Annotated in this window: 23 protein-coding genes; 7 read left to right on the top strand and 16 right to left on the bottom strand. The window is 63.1% G+C overall.

Annotated elements, in window-relative coordinates:
- Positions 1–257: 257 nt before the first annotated feature.
- Positions 258–2,711, bottom strand: a complete 2,454-nt coding sequence (locus AC1RQI_RS12715) for an acyl-CoA dehydrogenase (RefSeq protein ID WP_481905074.1) — start codon at positions 2,709–2,711, stop codon at positions 258–260.
- Positions 2,712–2,953: 242 nt separating this feature from the next.
- On the opposite strand from AC1RQI_RS12715, the gene AC1RQI_RS12710 reads away from it, so the two are divergent.
- Positions 2,954–3,367 carry a hypothetical protein gene (locus tag AC1RQI_RS12710; protein WP_416633009.1) on the top strand — a complete coding sequence of 138 codons (414 nt, stop codon included), beginning with the start codon at positions 2,954–2,956 and terminating at the stop codon, positions 3,365–3,367.
- 93 nt (positions 3,368–3,460) lie between these two features.
- Positions 3,461–3,886: a YidH family protein gene (locus tag AC1RQI_RS12705; protein ID WP_416633010.1), complete on the top strand. Its 426-nt coding sequence runs from the start codon at positions 3,461–3,463 to the stop codon at positions 3,884–3,886.
- Between the two features lie 60 nt (positions 3,887–3,946).
- On the opposite strand, the gene AC1RQI_RS12700 is transcribed toward AC1RQI_RS12705, so the two are convergent.
- Together AC1RQI_RS12700 and rapA are read right to left on the bottom strand one after the other, a co-directional pair.
- Positions 3,947–4,405 carry a DUF4124 domain-containing protein gene (locus tag AC1RQI_RS12700; RefSeq protein ID WP_481905073.1) on the bottom strand — a complete coding sequence of 153 codons (459 nt, stop codon included), beginning with the start codon at positions 4,403–4,405 and terminating at the stop codon, positions 3,947–3,949.
- A 129-nt stretch (positions 4,406–4,534) separates the two neighbouring features.
- Positions 4,535–7,192, bottom strand: a complete 2,658-nt coding sequence (gene rapA / locus AC1RQI_RS12695; protein WP_481905072.1) for an RNA polymerase-associated protein RapA — start codon at positions 7,190–7,192, stop codon at positions 4,535–4,537.
- A 156-nt stretch (positions 7,193–7,348) separates the two neighbouring features.
- On the opposite strand from rapA, the gene AC1RQI_RS12690 reads away from it, so the two are divergent.
- A complete protein-coding gene (locus AC1RQI_RS12690) occupies positions 7,349–8,791 on the top strand; it encodes a phospholipase D-like domain-containing protein (RefSeq protein WP_481905071.1) in 1,443 nt (480 codons plus the stop codon).
- Between the two features lie 108 nt (positions 8,792–8,899).
- Positions 8,900–9,391 carry a Spy/CpxP family protein refolding chaperone gene (locus AC1RQI_RS12685; RefSeq protein WP_416633013.1) on the top strand — a complete coding sequence of 164 codons (492 nt, stop codon included), beginning with the start codon at positions 8,900–8,902 and terminating at the stop codon, positions 9,389–9,391.
- Positions 9,392–9,444: 53 nt separating this feature from the next.
- Here the strand turns inward: AC1RQI_RS12685 and AC1RQI_RS12680 are convergent, their stop codons facing one another.
- Complete coding sequence (locus AC1RQI_RS12680) at positions 9,445–9,912, bottom strand: flavodoxin family protein (protein WP_416633014.1); 468 nt, start codon at positions 9,910–9,912, stop codon at positions 9,445–9,447.
- 89 nt (positions 9,913–10,001) lie between these two features.
- Here AC1RQI_RS12680 and hemH point away from each other — a divergent pair, with 89 nt between their 5' ends.
- A complete protein-coding gene (gene hemH / locus AC1RQI_RS12675) occupies positions 10,002–11,096 on the top strand; it encodes a ferrochelatase (protein ID WP_416633015.1) in 1,095 nt (364 codons plus the stop codon).
- A 12-nt stretch (positions 11,097–11,108) separates the two neighbouring features.
- Here the strand turns inward: hemH and AC1RQI_RS12670 are convergent, their stop codons facing one another.
- The 5 genes from AC1RQI_RS12670 to folE form a co-directional block, all read right to left on the bottom strand.
- Entirely contained in the window at positions 11,109–13,058 is a 1,950-nt protein-coding gene (locus AC1RQI_RS12670; RefSeq protein WP_481905070.1) for a VacB/RNase II family 3'-5' exoribonuclease, read from the bottom strand.
- A 29-nt stretch (positions 13,059–13,087) separates the two neighbouring features.
- Complete coding sequence (locus AC1RQI_RS12665; RefSeq protein WP_481905069.1) at positions 13,088–13,606, bottom strand: DUF411 domain-containing protein; 519 nt, start codon at positions 13,604–13,606, stop codon at positions 13,088–13,090.
- Positions 13,607–13,611: 5 nt separating this feature from the next.
- Positions 13,612–15,198 carry a putative bifunctional diguanylate cyclase/phosphodiesterase gene (locus tag AC1RQI_RS12660; RefSeq protein WP_481905068.1) on the bottom strand — a complete coding sequence of 529 codons (1,587 nt, stop codon included), beginning with the start codon at positions 15,196–15,198 and terminating at the stop codon, positions 13,612–13,614.
- A gap of 72 nt (positions 15,199–15,270) precedes the next feature.
- The gene (gene folX, locus AC1RQI_RS12655) at positions 15,271–15,645 is read right to left on the bottom strand and encodes a dihydroneopterin triphosphate 2'-epimerase (RefSeq protein WP_416633020.1); all 375 of its coding nucleotides are present in this window, start codon (positions 15,643–15,645) and stop codon (positions 15,271–15,273) included.
- 16 nt (positions 15,646–15,661) lie between these two features.
- A complete protein-coding gene (gene folE / locus AC1RQI_RS12650) occupies positions 15,662–16,228 on the bottom strand; it encodes a GTP cyclohydrolase I FolE (protein WP_416633021.1) in 567 nt (188 codons plus the stop codon).
- Positions 16,229–16,459: 231 nt separating this feature from the next.
- On the opposite strand from folE, the gene AC1RQI_RS12645 reads away from it, so the two are divergent.
- Positions 16,460–17,389, top strand: coding sequence for an alpha/beta fold hydrolase (locus AC1RQI_RS12645; protein WP_481905067.1), 930 nt, complete (start codon positions 16,460–16,462; stop codon positions 17,387–17,389).
- Positions 17,390–17,397: 8 nt separating this feature from the next.
- A complete protein-coding gene (locus AC1RQI_RS12640) occupies positions 17,398–18,480 on the top strand; it encodes a patatin-like phospholipase family protein (protein ID WP_481905066.1) in 1,083 nt (360 codons plus the stop codon).
- 3 nt (positions 18,481–18,483) lie between these two features.
- Here the strand turns inward: AC1RQI_RS12640 and AC1RQI_RS12635 are convergent, their stop codons facing one another.
- The 7 genes from AC1RQI_RS12635 to AC1RQI_RS12605 form a co-directional block, all read right to left on the bottom strand.
- Positions 18,484–18,807, bottom strand: coding sequence for a chaperone modulator CbpM (locus tag AC1RQI_RS12635; RefSeq protein ID WP_481905065.1), 324 nt, complete (start codon positions 18,805–18,807; stop codon positions 18,484–18,486).
- 2 nt (positions 18,808–18,809) lie between these two features.
- Positions 18,810–19,760 (bottom strand): DnaJ C-terminal domain-containing protein, encoded by a 951-nt coding sequence (locus AC1RQI_RS12630; protein WP_416633025.1) that lies wholly within the window; start codon positions 19,758–19,760, stop codon positions 18,810–18,812.
- A gap of 73 nt (positions 19,761–19,833) precedes the next feature.
- Positions 19,834–20,538: a PAS domain-containing protein gene (locus AC1RQI_RS12625; RefSeq protein ID WP_481905064.1), complete on the bottom strand. Its 705-nt coding sequence runs from the start codon at positions 20,536–20,538 to the stop codon at positions 19,834–19,836.
- A 74-nt stretch (positions 20,539–20,612) separates the two neighbouring features.
- Entirely contained in the window at positions 20,613–21,419 is an 807-nt protein-coding gene (locus AC1RQI_RS12620; RefSeq protein WP_481905063.1) for an iron chelate uptake ABC transporter family permease subunit, read from the bottom strand.
- Positions 21,416–22,150 carry a zinc ABC transporter ATP-binding protein ZnuC gene (znuC, locus tag AC1RQI_RS12615; protein ID WP_481905062.1) on the bottom strand — a complete coding sequence of 245 codons (735 nt, stop codon included), beginning with the start codon at positions 22,148–22,150 and terminating at the stop codon, positions 21,416–21,418. Before znuC ends, AC1RQI_RS12620 begins: the two co-directional genes overlap by 4 nt.
- A complete protein-coding gene (locus AC1RQI_RS12610) occupies positions 22,143–22,631 on the bottom strand; it encodes a Fur family transcriptional regulator (protein ID WP_481905061.1) in 489 nt (162 codons plus the stop codon). Before AC1RQI_RS12610 ends, znuC begins: the two co-directional genes overlap by 8 nt.
- A gap of 38 nt (positions 22,632–22,669) precedes the next feature.
- Complete coding sequence (locus tag AC1RQI_RS12605; protein WP_481905060.1) at positions 22,670–23,128, bottom strand: chemotaxis protein CheW; 459 nt, start codon at positions 23,126–23,128, stop codon at positions 22,670–22,672.
- Positions 23,129–23,139: the final 11 nt, after the last annotated feature.

Below are 23,139 nucleotides of genomic sequence, written 5' to 3'. Positions count from 1 at the left end.
TTCCCATCGGGCTTCCTGCAAGAGAAGAATTTCGCGTTATTATGCCAGAATGCGGTTTCTACCGCGCAGACTCCTAGGGTCATTGCTCTGGATGAGCCAATCGTTAAAAACGAGCAACCTGGTAAGGGGAAGTGCGGTAAAAGGGAGAGAGTTGACCTGGATACAGGCTGAGTCAGGGTTGTGAATTGATGACTTGTATCCAGAAAAAAACCCCGGCAGGGCGAACCTGACCGGGGTTTTTAACGCTCTGGTACGGGTCACAGCACGTTGTGCTTCACCAGCTTGCGCTTGTCGTGGGCCAGGCCATCGAACGGGAAGTCGTCCACGCTCAGCATCTCCAGTACTTCCGCCTCGTACTGGCGCATGAACTCGGCGTCGTCCTGGGAGATCAGGCCGGCTTCCAGCCCCGCCTCGAACTTCTGCTCCGGATGCAGGGCCTCGGCGGGCAGTTCGCCCTTGGCGTGGGCCTTGTCCAGAGTCTTGTAGAGCTTGTCCGCGCGCGGGTAGTCCGCCAGCAGCTGGTTGTAATGGGCCAGTGGATTGAACTGCTCGCCTTCCTGCTCCGGTGTGTTCCAGGTGTTGCTGGTGAGCTTGGCACGCAGTGACGAGTCCGTGCTGATGGCCCGGGCGATCGCCTGGGTGCGCTTGTCGGACGGCGCCTTCCAGCGCTGCCCCAGCGGCATGGTCACCCAGCGCAGGGCCACGGCCACCGAGCGGTTGGGCAGGTTGTCCAGCAGCTCGTCCAGCGCTTTCTCGGCCCGGTTGAGCAGGAACTCGCAGCTGTAGGCCATGAGCTCGCGCTCGCCTTCCACGGCCTGCCCTTCGTGCCAGTTCTTGAGCACCATGGAGGTCAGGTAGAGGTTGGAGAGTACGTCACCCAGCCGCGCGGAGAGCAGTTCCCGCAGCTTCAGGTCGGAGCCCAGGCTGGCCATGGCAGCGTCCGAAGCCAGGCCAAAGGCGGCGCTGAAGCGGTTCACGGCGCGTGCGTAGGGGGCTGCCGCGTTGTCGAAGGGCACGTCGCCGCGGCCGAGGCCGATCGCCTGTGTAAAGGCGCGGGCGGCATTACCAAAGACCAGGGCGGCGTGGTTGAAGAAGGCATCGTCGAAGGCATCAACGTCGTCACTGTCCTTGGCCGCCAGCTCATCCAGCACATAGGGGTGGCAGCGGATTGCGCCCTGGCCGAAGATCATCAGGCTCCGGGTCATGATGTTGGCACCTTCCACCGTGATGGACACGGCGGAACCGGCGAAGGACAGCCCCAGATAGTTGCGCGGCCCAAGGGTGACGGTCTTGCCACCGTGGACGTCCATGGCGTCGGTCACAATGTCGCGCTGGTACTCGGTCAACTGGCTCTTGAGGATGGCCGAGGGCACCGCCGGTTTCTCGCCATTGTCGATCATGTTGGCGGTCTGCATGACGGCGGACTGGGCGATGTAGGCCCTGCTGGCGATGCGTGCCAGTGGCTCCTGTACGCCCTCCATGTCCGCCACCGGCGTATTGAACTGGCGCCGGATCCGGGTGAAGCCCCCCGCCAGGCCGGTGGCATAGCGACCGCTGCCGCTGGCCCCCGAAGGCAGGGTGATGCAGCGGCCCACGGACAGGCATTCCACCAGCATGCGCCAGCCCTGGCCGACCATATCCGGCCCGCCAATGATGTAGTCAAGCGGGATGAACACGTCCTTGCCCTTGATGGGCCCGTTCATGAAGGGGCTGCCGATGGGCGCGTGCCGGCGGCCGATGTCCATGCCGTCAGTCTCACGGGGAATCAGGGCGCAGGTGATGCCCAGGTCCTTTTGGTCACCCAGCAGGTTGTCCGGGTCGAACATGCGGAACGCCAGCCCCACCACGGTGGCGATGGGGGCCAGGGTGATCCAGCGCTTCTCGAAGTTCAGGCGCAGGCCGACGACCTCTTCCCCGTTGACCTCCTGCTTGCACACAATGCCGGTGTCGGGCAGGGAGGTGGCATCAGAGCCGGCGCGCGGGCCGGTCAGACCGAAGCAGGGGATCTCGCGCCCGTCCGCCAGGCGTGGCAGGTAATAGTTCTTCTGCTCATCGGTGCCGTACTTGAGCAACAGCTCGCCCGGGCCCAGGGAGTTGGGTACGCCGACCGAAACCATCAGGGATTCGTTGGCGGAGAGCTTCTGCAGCACTGCCGACTGGGCGCGGGCAGACAGGCCCAGGCCGCCGTACTCCTTCGGGATGATCATGCCGAAGAAGCGCTCCTTCTTGAGGTAGTCCCACAGCTCCTTGGGCAGGTCCGCGCGCTCAAAGCCAATATCCCAGGCGTTGCACATGCTGGCGGCAACGGCGCACTGGTTGTCCACGAACGCCTGCTCTTCCTCGGAAAGGCCGGTGTTGCGGTTGGTCAGGAGGCGGTGCCAGTCCGGGCGGCCGGTGAACAGCTCGCCGTCCCAGCCCACGGTACCGGCTTCCAGCGCCTGTTTCTCGGTCTCCGAGACCTTGGGGGCGACCTTCTTGAACATCGCGAACACACGCGGCGTCAGCCATTGCCGGCGCAGGCCGGGCAGCCCAGCCAGGGCGGTAATGCCGGCGCCGATGAACAGCAGCAGGCTGAACCAGCCCGTGTGCATGAAAAGGCCGATGATACCGACCACGACCATGACGGTGATGGCCGCCGCCGCACCGGATTCGCGCCGAAGCACGAACAGCAGTCCGGCGAGCGCGAGCAGAACAACGATAAGGAGATTCATAGCGTATCCCTGTGTTGGCCTTGGAATTGGATTGTTCGGGTGTCTACGATACCAGCAATCGACCGGATTGTATCGCCGTTGGGCCTGCCAAGGGCAAGCGTTACAGCCCTGCGGCCGCGGTCTTGCCGAGCGGATGGCTTGTTACAAATGACTACCCTGCCCGCTCGCCCTTCGGGGTTTACCTTTGATCAAAAGTTGTCCAATATAGGAGTTAGTCAACCCACCTGAGCGAGGTGAGCGTCATGATTGAAGGCATGAACCCGCAGGCAGCAAATCTGGCGAGGGACAGTGGTGCCCAGCAGTTGCAGTCGCGCGGCGGCCAGGAAGGCGCGAATCAGGGTGTCCAGGCCCGTGAGAACACGGCTGGCAATACCAATGCGCGTCCGGCCCAGGATGTGAGCGTCCAGATCTCGCAGCAGGGGCTGGAGTCCGCTGGCGCCAACAGTGGCGAGGCGGTGCCGGATGTGGCCGCCCCGGACACGAACCCGGCCGCTACGCTGGCCAGTGGTGATACCGGCAATGCCCCCAGTGAAGCAAGCAACACGGCCAGCAGCCGTGCCGAGGCCACCAACAGTCCGGATGGTGGCTCTGTAGCCGGCAACCAGTCCGTCAGCGCGAACGACCAGCTGGGTACCAATATCGACGTGGAGGCCTGACGGCCTCCAGTCCCTTCCCCGCTTTTTCAGGCAATGACGTCTTTGCGGTATGGTCGGGCCTTCACCTGACCGACGACGCAAGGAGTTTACGTCATGAACCAATCATCCCTTAAGGTGCTTGAGGATCCCGAGCTGAGCGACTGGCAGCGTGCGATGCTGTTCCAGAATGTGCAGCGCTCCCGTCTGTCCAATGAACGCAACTTCCTGAACTGGGTCCGTACCAGCCTGGCGCTGATCACACTCGGCTTCATTGTCCAGCGCTTTGGGGTTATGGTGAATCCCGGGGATGGCGGGGGCACGAGCGCCATGTCCTCAGTGGTTACGCTCTGGGTGCCGCTGCTGTTCTTCGCACTGGGCGCGTTCATGGTGGCGCTGGGAACCTGGGAGTTCTTCCGGGTGCGCAAGGAGATCAATCAGGGCCGCTGGCACGGGCTTCCCTGGCTCCGTGACACGCTGATCGTGGTCACACTGGTATTCATGCTGATCGTGCTTGTGATCTTCGTGCTGGGCAACCTCTAGAACCCGGGTTCCCCTTGGCCGGCTGAGGCGAGCCCTCGCAGCGGCGGGCGTCAACAAGCGTCAGTTCTGGTTGTACATTGCCTCGAATGAGCTTACCGAGAATCCCTGCATCCGCTCACCCTGGTACAGGATAACGGGAACGCCGTCGGCTTCCAGGCGCTTGTAATGGCGTTTCCCGCGCTGGCTTTCCTCCACGTCGTATTCCACGAAGGGGATGCTGTTGTCTTCAAAGTAGGCCCTGGCCTTGTCACAGACCCCGCACCAGCTTGCGCTATAGAGCGCTACCTGGTCGGTTGCGGGGGAGAGGCGTTCCACCAGTGAGCCGCCCTGGCCGCGCTTGGGGTTGCTGACGCTGTTCAGGTTGCGCAGCTGAACCTTTTCGGACGCTTGCTGGCCATGTTGGGGGGTGTCCGAGAAGGTGACGTTGCCGTTGTCGTCAATCGACTTGTAGACCTCCGCACTGGCGGCCGTGGTGGCGACCAGGAGCATCAGTGCACTGGTTCTGAGCAGGTGGGTCATGATGGGTTCCTTGGCTGCAATGGATCCTTGATCAGGACAGACTAGCATCCCGTGGCTGCTGGCGTCCTGTCGCGGGCCACCATTGCCCGCGGGCCCCCTTGGGGGGGTGCGGGCAATAGGGGGGCAGCGTCAGGTGGTCAGGACCACCCGCAGTCCTTCCAGCTCCACCGTGGCGCGCTCAATGGCGGCGACGCCCTGGTCGCGTTGCTGTTCCAGGGCCTGGATTTCACGCTCCTTGAGTGCCTCACTGGTGCCCTGAAGCCCTCGCAGCGCCTCGATTTCGGCGTTGTAATGGGCTTCCAGCTCCTGTCGGGCCGAAGTGATGGTCTCGGGCAGCCCTTCCTGGGTCCTGGCCTTGAGCGTGGGCAGAAGCCCTTCAATGGTGTCCCTCAGCTGCGGCAGGATCTGGTGCGCGTCTTTGCGCTTGATGCGCCCACCAATGCTGCTGAGCTTGTCGTGGTCGAGCATGGCGCTGAGGTCGCGTCCATCGCTGGTCAGCAGCATCCGGCCCGGCGCCATGGGCAGGAACCGGGCCACCGGGACGCTGGCCGGCGCCGCGGTGCTGATGCGGTGGATGGCCTCCAGCATCAGGGTGCCGGCCGGAACGCTCTTGAGCTCCAGCGTGATCAGCGCGGCATTGCCCAGCTCCGAATCCAGTACCATGGCCATGCCCTCGCGCACCAGCGGGTGCTCCCAGCTCGCAAAGGCCAGATCTTCGCGTGCCAGCGCGGTGTCACGGTCAAGGGCCAGGCTCATTCCCTCATCCGGCAGGTTCGGGAAATGGTCAACCTTCATGTGGTCGGTGGGTCGAATGATCCAGTGGCCATCGCTCTCGGCTTCGTGGTGGATGCCATACTGGTCGAACAGCCGCCCCAGGTAGTCCGCGCGTGGCTGTGGGTCGTCCGCCTCCCGGATCTCGGCGATCCGTTGTTCGGCGTTAGCCTTTTCGTCCTGGGTGAGGGTGGCGAAGGTGGCCTGTTCGTCCGCCAGCGCCTGGTCCAGGCGTTGCCGGGCCTCGTGGGTGGCATTCAGCAGTGCGTCCGGAGCCTGTTCCGGGTGGTTCAGTGCCGTTTCCAGCTCATCGGCTACGGCCTGCTGAACGGCCACACCCGTGGGGCAGTAGGCGGCAAGGGCGTTCAGGCCTTCGTGATACCAGCGGAACAGAACTTCCTGAGCAGTACCGGCGAGGTAGGGGATGTGCAGGTGGATCCGCTCGCCCTGGCCGATCCGGTCCAGCCGGCCGATGCGTTGCTCCAGCAGGTCCGGGTTGGCGGGCAGGTCGAACAGCACCAGCCGGTGGGCGAACTGGAAGTTTCGGCCCTCGCCGCCAATCTCGGAGCAGATCAGTGCCTGGGCGCCTTGTTCCTCGTCCGCGAACCAGGCGGCGGCGCGGTCGCGCTCAATGATGCTCAGCCCCTCGTGGAAGGCGGCGCTGCGGATGCCGGCGCGCAGCTGCAGATAATGTTCCAGGGTTTCCGCGGTCTCCGCATGGCCGCACAGCACCAGAACCTTTTCGGACTTGTGCGCTTTGAGCGTGCGTTGCAGCCAGGCCACGCGCGGGTCCAGGTCCAGCCAGGTGGCGCCCTCCAGCGCTGTTTCCGGGAACAGACCCGCGTGACCGCTCAGTGGCGCCACTTCCTGGTAGTCGTCATCCACGCTCAGTGGTTCGGGCTCGACCACCCGCTCAGGGAAGCCACCCACGTCCGCGCGGGTATGGCGGAAGAGCAGACGGTGCTGTTCCGCTAACCCGCCGTTCGCCCGCACTTCCTCCTGGAAGGCCTGAAAATCGCTGAAACGGGCCGGGTCGATCAGCCGCAGGCGCGCAAAGTGGCTGTCGAGCCCCACCTGTTCCGGGGTGGCCGTCAGCAGCAGAACGCCCGGGACGACCCCGGCCAGCTTTTCCACGGCCTGGTAACCGGCATCCGCGCCCTCGGGGGACCAGTGCAGGTGATGGGCCTCATCCACCACCATGAGGTCCCAGTCCGCGCCGGTGGCCTGTTCCAGGGTGGTTTGGTCATCGCTGAGCAGTGACAGCGGTGCGAGCACCATCTGCTCGCTCTCAAAAGGGTTGCCCTCGGTTTCCGCTTCCAGCCGTTGCTGGTCGAAAAGCGCGAAGTGGAGGTTGAAACGCCGGCGCATTTCAACGAACCACTGGGTCAGCAGGGCGTCCGGGACCAGGATCAGGATGCGCCGCGCCTGACCGGTCAGCACCTGCCGGTGCAGGATGAGCCCGGCTTCGATGGTCTTGCCCAATCCGGCCTCGTCCGCCAGCAGTACCCGTGGATGGGGGCGGCGCGCCGTCTGGTCGGCAATGGCAACCTGGTGGGGCAGCAGTCGGGTGCGCGTCCCCAACAGGCCGCGCACCGGCGAGGCCTGGAGCCGTGCCTGGTGCTGCAGGGTGGCATAACGGAGCTCAAAGTCGCCGTTGCGGTCGAACTGGCCGCAGAACAGACGCTGCTCCGGGTGTACGAAGCGGGCATAGGGGCTGAGCATGACTTCGGTCAGAGTGACCGGTTTGCCCGCTTCATCCTCGCACTCGTAGGTGAACAGGCCCTCGGAATCCTCCACCTCGCGCACCGTCAGTACGCGTTCGTGGCGGTCCCTGAGGGTTTCACCCACACGGTAGCGAACGCGCGCCAGGGGCGCGTTGTCCATGGCGTAGGTCCGTTCCTCGTCGGCGGCGGGAAAGGCAATGGTGACGCGGCGGCCACTAACGTCGGTGATCAGCCCCAGTCCGAGATCGGATTCGGTCTGGCTGACCCAGCGCTGGCCCATTGTGAAGGTCATGAAGACTCCGGACTGACTTTTTCGGGGGCGCAAACGTAGCGGCTGTGTCGTCTTATTGCAATCGGTGATTGGCCGGGTTTGCCGGGCCCGGCTAGAATGCCGGCAACAGTCCTTCACAGGAGCAGGGTGTGGCGTCCACAGACACGGAATCCCGTTATGGCTGAAGCGGACAGCGGCATTCTGGCTGCCCTGTTCGCGGTCTTTTATGTGAGCCTGGCTGTTGCGGCCTCCGGGCATGCCATACTGAACAAAGAAGACAGCCGCGCAGCGGTGGCCTGGGTGGGAGTGATCTGGCTGGCGCCACTGATGGGCTCGCTGTTGTACCTGATGTTTGGCATCAACCGCATACGCCGGCGCGCGGCCGAGCTGCGTGGCGAGATGCCGCGCGTGGATCAGGGCTCGGCGGTGCGCGCCTATGCCTCCGAAGACATGGGCGGGGAATGGTCGCGCGAGCTGCAATCCCTGGCACGGCTGGCGGATCGGGTCTCGCGCCAGCCGCTGCTGACCGGCAACAGGCTGACGGCGTTGAGCAATGGGGACGAAGCCTTTCCCCGGATGCTGGAAGCCATTGCCAGCGCCCGCCAGAGCATCACCCTGAGTACCTACATCTTCAGCAATGATGCCGTGGGCCGGGACTTCGCCCGCGGCCTTGGCCAGGCGGTACGCCGCGGCGTGAGCGTTAGGGTGCTTGTGGACGCCGTGGGGCTGCGTTACTCAATCCCTTCCATAATCCGGCACCTGCGCCGGGAAGGGGTGCCCTACGCCCGCTTCATGCCCACGCGGACGCCACTGGCCATGCCCTTCATGAACCTTCGCAACCACCGCAAGATGCTGGTCGTGGATGGGGTTCTGGGATTCAGTGGTGGCATGAACATCGCCGCCGGCAACTGCCTTGAAAGCCGGCCACGCCATCCCATCCGGGATCTGCATTTCGCCATTGAGGGGCCGGTGGTGGCGGAGCTGCAGACGGTTTTCGCCGAGGACTTGGCCTTTGCCTGTCGCGAGCGGCTCAGCGGCGACCTCTGGTTCCCAACCCCCTATGCCCCGGGCGACACCCTCAGCCGCGTGATCCCGGATGGACCGGACGAGAACCTGGATACCCTGCGCCAGATCATGGTGGGGGCACTGTCCGTAGCCCGCCGCCATGTGCGGATCATGACGCCCTATTTCCTGCCCGATGCCACCGTTCAGGATGCGCTCAAGACAGCGGCCCTGCGGGGCGTCACCGTGGATGTGGTGTTACCACGGCACAACAACCTGCCGATGGTGGATTGGGCCTGCCGTGCTCAGCTTGAGGGCTTGCTGCAGTGGGGGGTGCGGGTCTGGTACAGCCCGGGTGAATTCGATCACAGCAAGTTGTTCACCGTGGATGGAAGCTGGTGCATGATCGGGTCGGCCAACTGGGATCCACGCAGCCTGCGCCTGAACTTCGAGTGCAACCTGGAATGCTATGACCCGTGCCTGACCCGCTCGCTGGAGCAATTACTGGATCGCGTGCGGGCGCGGGCCGACCGGCTTGAACTGGCCCAGTTGCGCAATGCCTGGCTGGCGGTGCGGCTGCGTAACGGCATTGCAAGGCTGATGTCGCCTTATCTGTAAAAGTGTTAATGAATTCGTGGCCTACAAACGTGAAAGACCCCCCAGAGTCGCGTTATGCTCGCGGACTCATACACCATTAACACCAAAACCAATACCGGAGTGTTCCCTATGAAAACCTTCCGACTCCTCGCCGCTGGCCTTGCCATGGCGATTGCCTTTACCGCCGGCGCCCAGCAGATGGGTCAGCAGGGTGGCGACCAGGTGGACCAGCTGGCGCGCATGATTGATCTCACTGACGAACAGCAGGAAGAGATCCGCGGCATTCTGGATGAGATGCAGGGTGACATCCAGGATACCCAGAAGCAGATCCAGCAGCTGCAGAAGAAGCTCGATGGCCGTGTTGGGCCGGACTATGACGAGCAGGCCATCCGTGATGATGCCGAAAAGCTGGGTAATCTCACCGGTGAGATGACCGCCAAGAGCATCCTGCTGCAATCCCGCGTGGAATCGGTGTTTACCGAGGAGCAGCGCAAGGAGCTTGAGAAGCAGATGAAGCAGCAGCGTCAGCAGATGCAGAAAATGCAGCAGCAGATGCAGAAGCAGCAGATGCAGCAGAAGATGAAGAAGCAGCAACAGCAGAAGCAGCAGGGCCAGCAGTGAGCCGGAACTGCTGAACCGGATGGGCGCCCGGTCAACCGTGGCCGAGGCGCCTGTCAGAACATCCCGGCATCCAACCCGGCCGCTACGTACAGGCCCAGTTCCTCACACTGGGAGATGAACACCTCCTGGAATTCCCCCTGGCACAGCAGCGGCTCCTGAACAGCGCGCCAGCGGAGTCCGGTCGTAATCGAGTCGATCGCTCTTAGCGTGCCTGTCCCATCCTTGCCCGCCCGTACGAAACTGGCAAAAGGCAGGCCCTGGGTCTCTTCCAGACAGGGGTAATAGATCCGATCAAAAAAATCTTTTAGCGCACCGCTCATTGTTCCGAGATTCTCGGTGGTGCCAAGGATGATGGCATCCGCCGCCAGGACGTCGTCGGGACCTGCCTCCAGCGGTGGTATGTGCCGGGCCGTGACGTTTTCGATATCCTCATGGTGGGCACCATTGAGAACCGCGTCCGCCATGCGGGACGTATTGGGCGACGGTGTATGGGCAACAATCAGGAGCTGTTTGGCAGTCATTGGGCCACCTCTTGCAGGGAACCAGCCCTCATGGTGGTGCGTATAAGAACCAAGTCAATCCATTCCAGCGCAACGGGGAATCCAACCTTATGAAATACCGTGGCATGAGTGAGCACTTCACCCACGACCAGCCAGCCAAAGTGGGCGTGCTCATCACCAATCTGGGCACACCGGACGAACCCACAACGCCGGCGCTGCGACGCTATCTGGACCAATTCCTGTCAGACCCGCGCGTGATTGAACTGCCGCGGCTTCTGTGGTGGCTGATCCTGCATGGCATCGTGCTGCGTACCCGCCCCAAAAAATCCGCCGAGGGCTATCGCAATGTCTGGAGCGATGAGGGATCACCACTGCTGGTATACACCAAGGGCCAGGCCGAGGGTTTGAAGCAGCGGTTGCAGTTCCGGTACGGGCAGAATGTCGAGGTGGCCTACGCCATGCGTTACGGCAATCCTTCCATCGCCTCCGCCATTGATGATCTGCAGCGCCGGGGCGCGCGCCAGCTACTGGTGCTGCCCATGTACCCTCAGTATTCCGCCTCTACGACGGGCTCGACCTTTGATGCGGTGGCCCAGGATTTCCAGCGCCGGCGCTGGTTGCCGGATCTGCGCTTCATCAGTCATTACCATGACTTTGAGCCCTACATTGAAGCCGTGGCGCGCAAGATTGAGCGCTACTGGAACGACCAGGGGCGGCCAGACATGCTGGTGCTTTCGTACCATGGTGTGCCCAAGCGCTACCTGCTCAATGGCGATCCCTACCATTGCGAGTGCCACAAGACCACGCGCCTGTTGGCCAAACGCCTGGGCCTGCGAGAGGGTGAATACATGACCACCTTCCAGTCGCGTTTTGGCAACGAGGAATGGCTCCAGCCCTATACGGACGAAACCATGAAGTCGCTGCCGCACCAGGGCGTGAAGCGGGTGCATGTGGTTTGCCCGGGATTCTCGGCGGACTGTCTGGAAACCATCGAGGAAATTGACGAGGAAAACAGGGAGTATTTCATGGAGGCCGGGGGCGAGGATTTCCATTATATCCCGGCGTTGAACGCGGATCAGGATCACCTGGACATGATTACGACCCTGGTGGAGAAGCACCTTCAGGGCTGGAACCTGCCGGAGAACAACCCGGAGGAGCTGAAGGCCAGCCGCGAGCGCGCCGAGGCGCTCGGGGCTGAACAGTAAGGCTGTAGAGGCTCAGGCGTCGACCAGGTCGAAGCGGATCTGGCGGCGCTCCTCATCCACTTCCTTGAACGTCACCGTGACCGGCTGATCCAGCCGGAAGCGGCGCTGGTCGCTGGCAATGGTGTGGGTAACCGGATCGAAGCTGAACTTCTCCGGCAGATCCCGTGCCGCCACAAAGCCCACCAGACCGGTTTCATCCAGCTTCACCTGGAAGCCGCCCGCGTTCACCTGGACGATGGTGCCCTGCAGGGGCTCGCCGCCCAGGCTGGGGGCGAACTGGCACTTGAGACTGTGCTCCATCTCGTTCACCGCCTGGCGCAGCTGCCACTGGGACTCCTGCAGCGCGCTCAGAACGGACTGATCCCATTCGGGCTGGCCGGCAATGCCCAGGTGATAACGGATCAGCCGGTGGACGAAGTAGTCGCTGTATTTGCGCAGCGGCGAGGTCATGGTGGTGTAGAGCGCCAGCCCCATGCCCTGGTGAGGCGCGGCCTGGGTCGCCATTTCCGCGCGCTCCAGCTGGCGCATGACGATGGCTTTGACGGGGAGCTCGGTATCCAAAGCCGAGGCCCGGCGCACCAGGCTGGTGAAGCCTTCGGGCGTGGTCGGGTCCACATCGAGCAGTTCCGGGCAGTGCTGTTCCAGCAGCTGGCGGATGTTGTCCACCTTTTCCTCGCGCACCCCGGCATGGGTGATGAAGAGCCCGTTGCCGCTGCGCTGGCTCAGGAAGTCGGCCGCGCACCGGTTGGCGGCAATCATGCATTCCTCGATCAGCCGGTGCGCACTGGTCTGGTAGCGTTTCTCGATGCTGCGGATCTTGCGGTTGTCGTCCAGACGGATGCGGTAATCCGGACGCTCCTCGTTGACCAGCGCGTTGGTCTCGCGCCATTGCCGGAGGGTCTCGCCCACCGTTTGCAACTGCTTGAGGCTTTGCAGGGTGGCGTCGTCCAGTGCCTGGATTTCCTCGTCAGTTTGCTCGTCAAAGAAAGCGGCCACGCTTTCATAGGCCAGCTTGGCCCGGGAGCGGATGGTCGCCGCCCTCAGTTGGTAATCGCCCATGTTGCCATTGGCGTCGAGCTGCAGGTCACAGACCAGGGCCAGTCGATCCTTACCCGCCATGAGCGAGCCCAGGTCCTGGCTGATGGCTGAGGGCAGCATGGCCCTGGGGTGGCCAGGGAAATACGCGGAGCTGGCCCGCAGGCGTGCTTCCTGTTCGGTGGCACCGTCTTCGGGCAGTAGCGCGGCCGGGTCCGCGATGGCAATGCACAGGCGCCAGCCGCCCGAGGGCAGGGCCTGGGCCATGACGGCGTCATCCATGTCCTGGGTGCTGGGGGCATCAATGGTCACGAAGGGCAGGTCCGTCAGATCCTCGCGCTTCCTGGCGGCCTCTTCGATGGCTGCTTCCGAGAGGGTGGTCACCTCTTCGTTAACCGCCTCGGGCCACTCGTCGCGCAGCGCATACTTGGCCATGGCATAGCCGCGCTCAATGCCCGGGTCGGACTCGTTGCCAATGACGCTCAGGACTTCAGCCTGGGCGTTGCCGCTGCTGAAGGGGTGGCGGGTGACCCGGGCGTGGACGAAATCACCGTTGCTGGCCTGGTTGCGCTGTTTCGGGGGTACGAAGAACCACCGGCTCAGGCCATTGATGTCGGGGGCCACAAAGTGGCCCTTGCCCCTGATCACGTATTGGCCAATGAAGGTGTCCAGCACCTGTTCATCCACCGTTTCCAGCTCACCCGCCTTCTTGCCGTCATTACCCTCGGTGATCTGGATCTGGACACGGTCACCCAGCAGCACCTTCTGGGCCTCGTCACGGGGGAGATAGATGTCACGACCATCATCAAGGGTGACAAAGCCAAAGCGTCCGGTCACGCGTTTGACGGCGCCGGCAAACAGCTCCTTGTCGGACTGGATATCGGAACGGAGCTGTTGAAGCTGGTTCAGGGCATCGGGGTTCAGCATTGAAAGAATAACCTGTCAGTATTGCGGAATCAGAGACTGGTCTGAGCGGGGTAGTGTTCAAAAACGTCCTGATCGCCGTTCTGGCGGAAGAGGATCACGTCAAAGGCGTCCCGGCCACGGCCCTCAACCACCATCCCCGGCGACCCCATCGGCATGCGGGGTACGCTCAGTCCGGCAGCTGATGGCTGCTCGCGCAGGAGGCGCTTCACGTCGGAGGCCGGAACATGGCCTTCTATAAGGTAGCCACCGATGAAGGCGGTATGGCAGCTCGCCAGCGAGCGTGGCAGGCCGGCTTCCTGTTTTACGCGGTTGATGTTGCTGACTTCGCGCTTCTCGGCCTTGAATCCCGCCTGGCGCATGTGCTCGATCCAGTCTCCGCAACAGCCACAGGTGGGGGAGGCGAAGACGGTGAGGGTCTCATCGGTCGGGACGCCGGCTTGGTCGGTCGCAGTGGTTTGACGGGTGTTGTCGGCTACCAATTGGGTGGCACCAAGGGCCACGACGGCCAGGGCGACAAGACTCACGGCGGCAATGGTCAGACGGCGCATGGGGGTCAGCTGTACTCTGCAGTGTTGGATTGATTGAGGCCGATGCGTTCTGCCAGCTCCTCCAGATCCAGGAATGGGCTGATCCGTTCCCCCTGGGCGAAGTCGCACCGGTGCGCGTTGACGAACGTCAGGTGGGCATCCGTGTCAACGCCTGTGGCGGTGACCTGCATGCCCAGATTATGGGCGAGGTGGATGATCGCCCTGACGATCACACTGTCATTATGACGGCTGGTGACGCGCCGTACAAAGTTTGGCTCGATTTTCAGCTGGTGGACCGGGAAATCCCGTATCCATCCCAGCGAGGCGGTGCCCTGTCCAAAGTGGTCGATGCTGATGGGCAGACCGAGTTCACTGAGTGCCCGCAACTGCTGTTCCCGCTGCTGAGTGTTGCAGGCCAGACTGCCTTCCGCCAACTCCAGTTCAATGGCGTCAGGAGCCAGTCCACAGTGTCTCAGCGTATCACCGATGTGTTCTGCCAGGCTGCTGTCCTCGAGCTCCGGGCCGTATAGGTTGATGGCGACCGCTAGCGAGCGAGCTCCGTCCTGTTGCCAGTGCCGCAGCTGCTCGCAGGCCAGCGTGATCGTGTGGCGGGTGATGGCCGGCGCCATTCCTGTCTCCAGCGCCGTTTCCATGAACCCTTCCGGCGCCAGTTCCCCTCTTTGTGGGTGCTGCCAGTGCAGCGCTGCTTCCACCGCCACCCATTGGCCGGTGGCCAGATCCTGTTGGGGTTGGAATCGAAGGTGGAAGCGGTGGTGGTCCAGCGCGTCATGCAGGCCCCAGTGGAGGGCCATGCGTTCCTGGATCCGTTCGTCGAGGTGTTCGCTGTAGAACTGGTAACGGGTGCCGGCAAGCGCTGAGGCTTGATTGAGCGCCGCTTCAGCATTGGCGATCAGCGACTGGGTATCTCCCGCATGTTCCGGGAAGAGGGTGACGCCCATGGAGGCGGACAGGTACCGATCCTGATCGTTCATAGGAATGGGACGGCGGAATAGCTCCCGAAGGCGGTTCATGAGCTGGATCAGCGATTGTAGGTCAGCGAGTGGATAGCAGCGCAGATAGAAATCGTCGCTGCTGGCCCGGCAGAACAGGTGGTTATGGTCCTCCAGGGTGCGCAGACGCCGGGCCACCGCCACCAGCAGCTCATCGCCGTAATCATGGCCCATGGTATTGTTGAGCGCCTGGAATCCGTCCAGATCGAGGGCGACTACCGCGATTTGCTCGCCGGACTGGCGGGCACGCTGCACCGCATAATCCAGGTCTTCCAGGAAAAAGTGGCGGTTGGCGAGACCGGTCAACGGGTCGTTACTGGCGATGCGTTGCAGATCAGCCACGGCGCTCACGCGCTTGTCGGTTTCATCGCGCAGGGCAGCACGCGTCTGTTCCAGAAGCCGGTGGTGGCGCTGCAATCCCTGTCCCAACGCCAGTGCAAGGGTTCCCAGAGCCCCCGCCGTGAGTATCAGCGGCGGCCAGAACTGGCCATCGCGCCACGCGAGCACGGTGCCGGCTGCAACCAGCGACAGGGCGGCCAGCCAGGCGAGGATCAGCTTCAGGGAGGGATGGGAGTCAGCGTTGAGCAGCGAACGCAGCGGCATCGCGTGAGGGCCTCGGGTCCTGCGGTGGTAGCTCCACAGTGTGTGAGAGCTTGCCTCTACTGTCCATGGATCCTATGACCCCTGGCGTGAGGCCTCCAGTGTAACCGATACCGAGTCCGAAAAACGCAACGCATGGGGCTTGTCGATTTCCACTTGCGCTTCCAGTACTGCGTCAGGCGCCATCGCCAGGTCCAGTACTTCCCGGGTCATGCGCTCCAGCAGGGAAAACCGGTTGCCTTCGACATGGGCAATAATGTTCTTGGTGATGGTGCGGTAGTTCAGGGCCGCCTCAATGTCGTTATTGCGGATGGCCTGATCGGCGTCGTACACCAGCCGTATGTTGATGACCACATCCTGGCGGTTGTTGATTTCTTCCTCTTTGATGCCCACATAGGTGCGCAGACGGAGGTCCTTGATGCGGATGGTGGCGGTGCGTGCGTCGGTCATGGCGGCCCCGTTGTGGTCAGGTGCGGTTGAGCAGGGTCAGGAATTCCATGCGTGTTGCCTGGGATTCACGGAAGGTACCCAGCATTACCGAGGTTTTCATGTTGGAGTTCTGCTTTTCGACGCCGCGCATCATCATGCACATGTGATGGGCCTCGATCACCACCGCGACCCCTTTGGCGCCAGTAACATCCTGGATGGCTTCCGCGATCTGGCGGGTGAGCGACTCCTGGATCTGGAGGCGCCGGGCGAACATGTCCACGATGCGGGCGCACTTGGACAGTCCCAGAACGCGCCCGTTGGGCAGGTACGCCAGATGACACTTACCCACAAAGGGCAGCAGGTGGTGCTCGCACAGGGAATAGAGTTCAATGTCCTGAACGGCCACCATCTCATCGTTGGAGGATTCGAAAATGGCACCGTTGACGATGGAATCCAGATCCTGGTGATACCCCTGGGTCAGGAATTCCATGGCCTTGGCGGCGCGGTCCGGGGTATCAGCCAGACCCTCGCGCTCCGGGTCTTCCCCCAGCCGGCGGATGATGTCCCGGTAGTCGGCCGCCAGCCCGTCAGTATTGTGCTCCATGATGTGCTCCCGGGTTGAACCCCTAGTTAATCAACGCTCTATTATGCCGCGCACTTGCCGGTCATCATAGTGAAGGACAATAGGGCACGGCGATCGGATTATCTGTTTTTCTCAATCTACGGTGCCGCTCGGCGTTTGGATGAGTCTTACGGTTTCGTTGCGGAATGGTCATTGCGATAGACTCACCCCCAGGAAGGCCACTGCCAGAAACAGCAATAGGGAGAGACAGTAATGCGCCTGGATACAGAGACCACGCCCCAGGGCAGCCAACCGGGAGGGGAGTCCCATGGACTTCAATGCTGGCAGGAGGCGGGATGCTGGTTCTGTTACGGCGAGCATGCGATATTCAGCCGGATCGCAGGGCAGGGCGAGCCACTGCTGTTGATCCATGGTTTTCCCACCGCCTCCTGGGACTGGCACCGGTTGTGGCCGGCCCTTGGGGAGCACTACCGGTTGCTGGCGCCGGACATGCTTGGATTCGGGTTCTCGGACAAGCCACAGGATCACGCCTACTCCATCATTGAGCAGGCGGACCTCATCCAGGGCTGGCTGGAACAGATGGGGGAAAACAGGGTTCATGTCATGGCGCATGATTATGGGGCAACGGTGGCTCAGGAGCTGTTGGCCCGCCAGCGCGAGGGCAGCCTCGGGTTCCGCATCAACAGCGTCGCCCTGATGAACGCGGCGCTCTTCCCGGAGGTCCACCAACCGATATTGATCCAGAAACTGCTGCTGGGGCCGCTGGGCGGACTGGTCAGCCGGGGGCTGACGCGGCGTGTGTTTGAAGCGAGCCTGGGCCGGCTCTTTGGTGCGGCAACCCAGCCCACAGCCCGGGATATGGAGGACTTCTGGCAGCTGTTGATCCACAACAACGGGCGCGGGGTGATCCACCGCATCATCCATTATATGGAGGAGCGCCGGATTCACCGCCACCGCTGGGTGGGAGCCCTCCAGGCGTGCGAACAGCCAACCCTGCTCATCTGGGGCGGGGCGGATCCGGTCTCCGGTCGGGCCATGCTGCAGCGCTATCGCGAGCTTGTGGGTGGGCACGGGATTGCACTGCTGAACGACATTGGCCACTATCCCCATTTCGAGGCACCCGCGGAAACACTCCAGCACTACCTGGCTTTCCGCCGCCGCATTGCACTGGGTGATGACTGACCGCACTGATGAGTGACTCCACACCGCTTCTGAGCATCCATGCTGGCGACCGGGCGCTGGCCCGAATCCGTGAACGCGGACTCCGGCCCGAGGATGTGGGCGCCATCCCCGGGGCTGCCGGCGGCCCCAAGGCCCTTGGGCTGCAAGGGCTGGATCGGGTGCTGTTCGGGGACTGGCTGGAGCGGGCGCCGCGTGAGCGTGCCCTCATAGGCTCATCCATCGGCAGCTGGCGGTTTGCCTGTGCCTGCACGCCGGATCCGGTGGCGGCATTGGAGCGCCTTGGCGAGCTTTACACGGCCCAGCGCTTCCCCAGGGGGGTCACGCCGGACCAGGTCTCCAGGCAGTGCGAGGCGATGCTGGAGGCATTGATTGGGGGTCAGGAAAACGCTGTCTTTGAACAGCAACGTTATCGACTGAACGTCATGGTCGCCCGCTCAAGGGGGCTGGTGGCCTCGGATAACAAGGCCCTGTTGATGGCCGGGCTGGCACCGGTGGTCCTGGCCAACGCCCTTTACCGGCCCTGGATCCAGCTCGGCTTTGAGCGGGTCCTGATGCACGATGAGCGCGCCGCGCCACCGCTGGGCGCCTTTAATGATTTCCCGGGGCGTTATGAGCAGTTGAACGCGGCCAACCTTCAGGCCGCTCTACTGGCCTCCGGTTCCATCCCCATGGTGATGCGGGCGGTTGAGCGCATTCCCGGCGTGGCGGGGCATTGTTTTCGGGATGGTGGGCTTACGGACTACCACCTGGATCTCCCTTATGCTGGCGATGATCTGGTGCTGTACCCGCACTTTACCCAACGGGTGGTGCCCGGCTGGTTTGATAAGAGCCTGCCCTGGCGAAACGGTGACCCGGAACGCCTCCGCAACATGGTGCTGATCGCGCCCACAGCCGAATACCTGGCGACGCTGCCCGATGGCCGGCTGCCGGACCGGCGTGATTTCCATGCCTACGAAGGCGATGATGCCACCCGTGAAAGCCACTGGCGCCAGGCCATGGCCGAGAGCCAGCGTCTGGGGGACGCATTCCTGGAACTGGTGGACAACGACCGGGTTGCCCAGGTGGCGCAGCCGTTGTCCGAGCTGGGTTGAACGTCAGTCGCTCCACATTCCACGTTCCAGTTCCTCTACCCGCCGGCGCAGCTGGCGGACCTCCTCAAGCAGCTCCAGTGACAGGGCCACCCCTGGCAGGTCCATATCCAGGTCCCGCCGCAGGCGTTCCGCCTTCTTGACCCGGACCAGGTCGTCGCCAGCGAAGACCCATTCCCAAGGGCTGCGGCCTGCGCGCGGCTGGACGACACCAAACTCCACCAGTTCGATCACATACTCGGCATTGACCTGGCAGTCATGGCATAGGTCGCGCAGGGTCAGCCGCGTCAGCTCGTCCATCATTTCGGCGTGGGGCGTTCTGCTGCTCATGATCAGACTCCCAGGTGTTCGCGTGGGTTGAACGGCACTTCTTCGCTCAGCTCACGGAAGAGCTCGCGGCTGCGCTGCGTCTGTTTCGGTGGCATGGCAATTTGCAGCATCACGTACTGGTCTCCCGGATTCTTGCCGGGCATGCCCTTGCCACGCAGGCGCAGCTTCTTGCCTTCACGGGCCCCTTCAGGGATGGTGAGCGTGGCTTTGCCATCCATTGTCGGGACTGTTATGCGACCACCCAGTGCCGCTTCCCAGGGCGTTACCGGAACGGTCACATAGAGGTCCCCGCCTTCCAGCCGGAAGTGTGGATGGGGGGCAATCTGGATGTCTAGATACAGATCCCCATCCGGACCATTGCCAACGCCGGGGCTGCCCTGGCCCCGCAAACGGATGGTCTGCCCATCGCGAACGCCAGCAGGTACCTTCACGTTCAGCGTGCGCTCGCGGCGCTGGACACGACCGTCAGGACCGGGTTCGGGCTGCTGGACCCGGAGGGATTTCTCGCAGCCGTTGTAGGCTTCCTCCAGAAACAGTGACAGCTGGTGGTGGAGATCGTCACCGCGCATGGCGAAGCCCTGCCCTCGTTGTTGCCGGAAGCCGCCGCCGGCACCCCCGAAGATGGACTCAAAGAAATCACTGAAGTCCATGCTGTCGGCACCGGTGAATCCGCCCCGGGAGAAGCTGGCGCCGGATTCCCAGCCGGGGGGCGGGTCAAAGCCGCCATCCCCGGTCTGTCCATACTTGCGGAGCTGGTCGTATTCAGCGCGTTTTTCGTCGTCCTTCAGGACTTCGTAGGCCTCGCTGATGTCTTTGAAGCGGTCCTCCGCGTCCGATTCCTTGCTCACATCCGGGTGGTACTTGCGTGCCAGCTTGCGATAGGCGGATTTGATCTCGGACTTGGAGGCGTCTTCATCAACGCCCAGAATCTGGTAGTAATCCTTGAATTCCATTGGCGAACCTCTGTGCAGCGTCTGGCGCCATTAAAGGGTTGTCTCTGTGGATAGAAATGGAGGTAACGCGGCGTTATTCAATGGGGCCGCGTGGCGATGCGACGAGCCGGAAGCCCTCGCAATGGGAAAGCGCGTCCACAATGGCACAGATGCGGAGGTGCACGGGCAGGGTGTGGCCCTCAGGGTCCTGGAACCAGGTATCCAGGGTGGTATGGCAAGCCTCCCGACGGCTGGTATCGAGGGCATCATCAACGCGGTTGTGTTCGGACTCCGGCAGGATCATGGCAACGCGTTCGCCGGCCAGAGTGGTGGGGGTATGCCCCAGCCAGGTTTCAACCTGGGGTGAGATGTAACCAATGGCCCGGCTGTCATCCAGCTCCAGAGCAATGCCGGTGCTCAACCGGATAAAGTCGCGGGTTCGCTGTTCACTGTCGGAAAGCGCCCGGCTCATCACCGCTTTCTCCAGGCGTTTGTTTTCGAGGGCGCGACTGTCGCGTTCACGCAGGCGTTGCTGTTGCACCTCGCGGCGAAGGCAGAGCTGGTGGGCACGCACAAGGCAGCCCACGAGCACCGCCAGGCCAGCGCTCACCACGATGCCGGCGAGCAGGAGGACGGTCGGGAATACGGGGTCGTCGCCGCTGGTGGCGGCGCGCGCCAGCGCCTGGCGGGTTTCGAACCAGAGCAGCAGGCTCAGTGCCACTCCCACCCCCAGCACGAGCGGGGGCAGCGCCCGGTACCAGCCCGGCTGATCGCGATCGGCTATGCTTTCCGGTTCCATCGTCCTGGCTCTTGTGCCGCCTGCCTCAGAATAACTGTAGCTCAGAGGTCTGCACAGACCAAGCGAAGGGGTTCTCAGGCTGGTGAACGGGCCCTTGCCACCCAAAGGAGCAGAAAGAAGCCAAAGGCGGCCACAACCACCGAGGGACCAGCGGGGGTGTCCATGTGCCAGGACAGGGTCATGCCGGCTACCACCGACCCCATCCCCAGCAGGGACGCGATGACCGCCATGCGTTCGGGCGTGGCGGCCAGCGGGCGTGCCGCAGCCGCTGGGATGATGAGCAGGGCGGTGATCAGCAGAACGCCTACGATCTTCATGGCGGTGGCGATGACCAGCGACAGCATCAGCATCAGTGCCAGTCGCAGCAGGCCGGTACGGTAGCCTTCCACCGCGGCCAGTTCGTCATGGAGGGTGATCATCAGCAGGCCGCGCCAGAGCCAGATCGTGAGCACCAGTATGAAGGCACCGCCCAGGAGGATCCACAACAGGTCCTGCTGGTTGATGGCCAGCAGGTCCCCGAACAGGTAGCCGGTCAGGTCGATGCTGAAATCCTGCATCATCCCAAGCACCACAAGACCGATGGCGAGCGAGCTGTGGGACAGAATACCCAGCAGGGTATCGCTGGCCAGCGACTGCTGGCGCGACAGCAGCATCAGGATCACCGCCAGCAACACGCACACCAGTACGATACTGAGGTTGAGGTTGGTCTGGAAGGCGGTGCCAAGGGCAATGCCCAGAAGGGCGGAGTGCGCCAGTGTGTCGCCGAAATAGGCCATCCGCCGCCAGACCACGAAACAGCCCAGGGGACCGGCAACCAGGGCTACAATCAGGCCCCCGGCCATGGCGCGCCAGAAAAAGTCATCAAGGATCGCGTTGATCATGGCACGGGGTCTCCGTGCACGTCATGACTGTGGTTATGGTGGTGATGGTATACCGCCAGGGTGTTGGCCAGATGCTCCCCGAAGAGCTGGGTAAAGGCCGGATCCCGAGAGATCTGCTCCGGCTGGCCACGGCAGCAGATGTGACCATTGAGACAGAGCACCGTGTCTGTTGAGGCCATGACGACATGCAGGTCGTGGGAGACTGTTAACACCGCGCAGTCGAGCTCGTCGCGAAGGGACTGGATCAGCTCGTAGAGCGCGGACTGGCCGTTCACGTCCAGCCCCTGGGCCGGCTCGTCCAGAACCAGCAGCTGGGGCCGTCGCAGTATGGCCCGGGCCAGCAGTATGCGCTGGAACTCGCCACCGGAGAGATGATGCACGGATTCATCCGCCAGCTGGGCTACGCCGGTTCGCTTGAGTGCGGCGTTGATGGCGGCATCATCGCCACCGGCGAGCCCCAGAAAACGCCGGACTGTCAGCGGCAGTGTGGGCTGCAGCGTCATGCGCTGGGGCACGTAGCCCACGCGGATGCCGGGGCGCTGGCGTACACGGCCGGAACTGGGCTTTTCAATCCCCAGGATCAGCTTGATCAGGCTGGTCTTGCCCGCGCCATTGGGCCCTATGACGGTGACAATGTCCCCTTCGCTCATGCTGAAGGTGAGGTCGTGAAGCACATGGGTTTCGCCATAGCGAAGGCCGGCATCCTCCAGTAGCACCACGGGCTCAGTCATGGCCATCTGCCTCCTGGCAGGCCGGGCAGAGACCAGTCACCTCGGCGACTGTTTCCTCGTTCCGGAAACCATGGCTCCAGGCTTCATGATTGATGGCTTGCTGGATGCCGGAGGCTTCCAGTTCCAGCACGTTATGGCACTGGCGGCAGATCAGGAAGCAGCCGGTATGGCGGTGGTCGGGCTGGCTGCAGCCGATGAAGGCATTCAGCGAGGCGATCCGGTGCACCAACCCCATCTGCAGCAGAAAGTCCAGTGTGCGATAGACCGTGGGCGGCGCCGAGCGTCGCCCTTCGCCGTTGAGACTATCGAGGATGTCGTAGGCGCCGAGCGGCTTGTGGGATCGCCAGACCAGTTCGAGGACCTGCTCCCGTAACCGTGTGAGGCGGGCGCCCTTGTCGGCGCATATGCGTCGGGCGTCACTCAGAGCCTGGCTGACACAGGCCTCGTGGTCATGGGAGCGGTAGGGCAGTGGGTGAGTCATACGTTACAGGGTAACACCAGCCCCTGGGTGACGGAACCTCAGCTGGCGGCGCGCTGGGCCAGCTCCTCGAGCGCGGCCATGTCCGGGATCACGCACTGTTCTCCCTCAAAGACCACCGACATGAGTGTGGCCTCCCCTTTGGCTTCGGATTCCTTCTGGAGATCGTCTGGGTTCACCTTGGCTTGGCGGGGGATCCCCCGGGTGGCCATGGCCATGAACGGCATGGCGTCATGGCGCTCGGTGATGGTATTGAGTACCAGTATCCGGCCACGCCGGCCCTCGGGTGGGAAAGGGTCGCCGCCATTGGCAGCCTCCCAGGACAGAACCGGCAGGTTCAGGCCCCGCCACTGGAGCCGACCGAGCACCCAGTCCTGGTCCTTGTCCGCCGGGTCCGGCTCGTAATCCACGATTTCGGCGATGGAGACGTTGGGCAGCAGCAGGGTAGTGTCCTGGACCGGAATCAAAACACAGGCCAGTTGTTCGGGGTTCTCCGCCATGATGGTTTCCT

It is taken from the genome of Salicola sp. AFF1 (assembly GCF_056783195.1).
The sequence above is the reverse complement of the archived record's forward strand: the minus strand, read 5'-3'. Positions and strand labels throughout refer to the sequence as shown.

Coding starts and splice junctions, on each gene's coding strand:
- folX (WP_416633020.1), bottom strand. CDS start 15,645: ATGACCGACGCACGCACCGCCACCATCCGCATCAAGGACCTCCGTCTG.
- AC1RQI_RS12605 (WP_481905060.1), bottom strand. CDS start 23,128: ATGGCGGAGAACCCCGAACAACTGGCCTGTGTTTTGATTCCGGTCCAG.
- AC1RQI_RS12685 (WP_416633013.1), top strand. CDS start 8,900: ATGAAAACCTTCCGACTCCTCGCCGCTGGCCTTGCCATGGCGATTGCC.
- AC1RQI_RS12610 (WP_481905061.1), bottom strand. CDS start 22,631: ATGACTCACCCACTGCCCTACCGCTCCCATGACCACGAGGCCTGTGTC.
- AC1RQI_RS12640 (WP_481905066.1), top strand. CDS start 17,398: ATGAGTGACTCCACACCGCTTCTGAGCATCCATGCTGGCGACCGGGCG.
- AC1RQI_RS12670 (WP_481905070.1), bottom strand. CDS start 13,058: ATGCTGAACCCCGATGCCCTGAACCAGCTTCAACAGCTCCGTTCCGAT.
- AC1RQI_RS12625 (WP_481905064.1), bottom strand. CDS start 20,538: ATGGAACCGGAAAGCATAGCCGATCGCGATCAGCCGGGCTGGTACCGG.
- AC1RQI_RS12680 (WP_416633014.1), bottom strand. CDS start 9,912: ATGACTGCCAAACAGCTCCTGATTGTTGCCCATACACCGTCGCCCAAT.
- AC1RQI_RS12645 (WP_481905067.1), top strand. CDS start 16,460: ATGCGCCTGGATACAGAGACCACGCCCCAGGGCAGCCAACCGGGAGGG.
- AC1RQI_RS12665 (WP_481905069.1), bottom strand. CDS start 13,606: ATGCGCCGTCTGACCATTGCCGCCGTGAGTCTTGTCGCCCTGGCCGTC.
- AC1RQI_RS12635 (WP_481905065.1), bottom strand. CDS start 18,807: ATGAGCAGCAGAACGCCCCACGCCGAAATGATGGACGAGCTGACGCGG.
- rapA (WP_481905072.1), bottom strand. CDS start 7,192: ATGACCTTCACAATGGGCCAGCGCTGGGTCAGCCAGACCGAATCCGAT.
- AC1RQI_RS12660 (WP_481905068.1), bottom strand. CDS start 15,198: ATGCCGCTGCGTTCGCTGCTCAACGCTGACTCCCATCCCTCCCTGAAG.
- AC1RQI_RS12630 (WP_416633025.1), bottom strand. CDS start 19,760: ATGGAATTCAAGGATTACTACCAGATTCTGGGCGTTGATGAAGACGCC.
- AC1RQI_RS12705 (WP_416633010.1), top strand. CDS start 3,461: ATGAACCAATCATCCCTTAAGGTGCTTGAGGATCCCGAGCTGAGCGAC.
- znuC (WP_481905062.1), bottom strand. CDS start 22,150: ATGACTGAGCCCGTGGTGCTACTGGAGGATGCCGGCCTTCGCTATGGC.
- AC1RQI_RS12620 (WP_481905063.1), bottom strand. CDS start 21,419: ATGATCAACGCGATCCTTGATGACTTTTTCTGGCGCGCCATGGCCGGG.
- AC1RQI_RS12715 (WP_481905074.1), bottom strand. CDS start 2,711: ATGAATCTCCTTATCGTTGTTCTGCTCGCGCTCGCCGGACTGCTGTTC.
- hemH (WP_416633015.1), top strand. CDS start 10,002: ATGAAATACCGTGGCATGAGTGAGCACTTCACCCACGACCAGCCAGCC.
- folE (WP_416633021.1), bottom strand. CDS start 16,228: ATGGAGCACAATACTGACGGGCTGGCGGCCGACTACCGGGACATCATC.
- AC1RQI_RS12700 (WP_481905073.1), bottom strand. CDS start 4,405: ATGACCCACCTGCTCAGAACCAGTGCACTGATGCTCCTGGTCGCCACC.
- AC1RQI_RS12690 (WP_481905071.1), top strand. CDS start 7,349: ATGGCTGAAGCGGACAGCGGCATTCTGGCTGCCCTGTTCGCGGTCTTT.
- AC1RQI_RS12710 (WP_416633009.1), top strand. CDS start 2,954: ATGATTGAAGGCATGAACCCGCAGGCAGCAAATCTGGCGAGGGACAGT.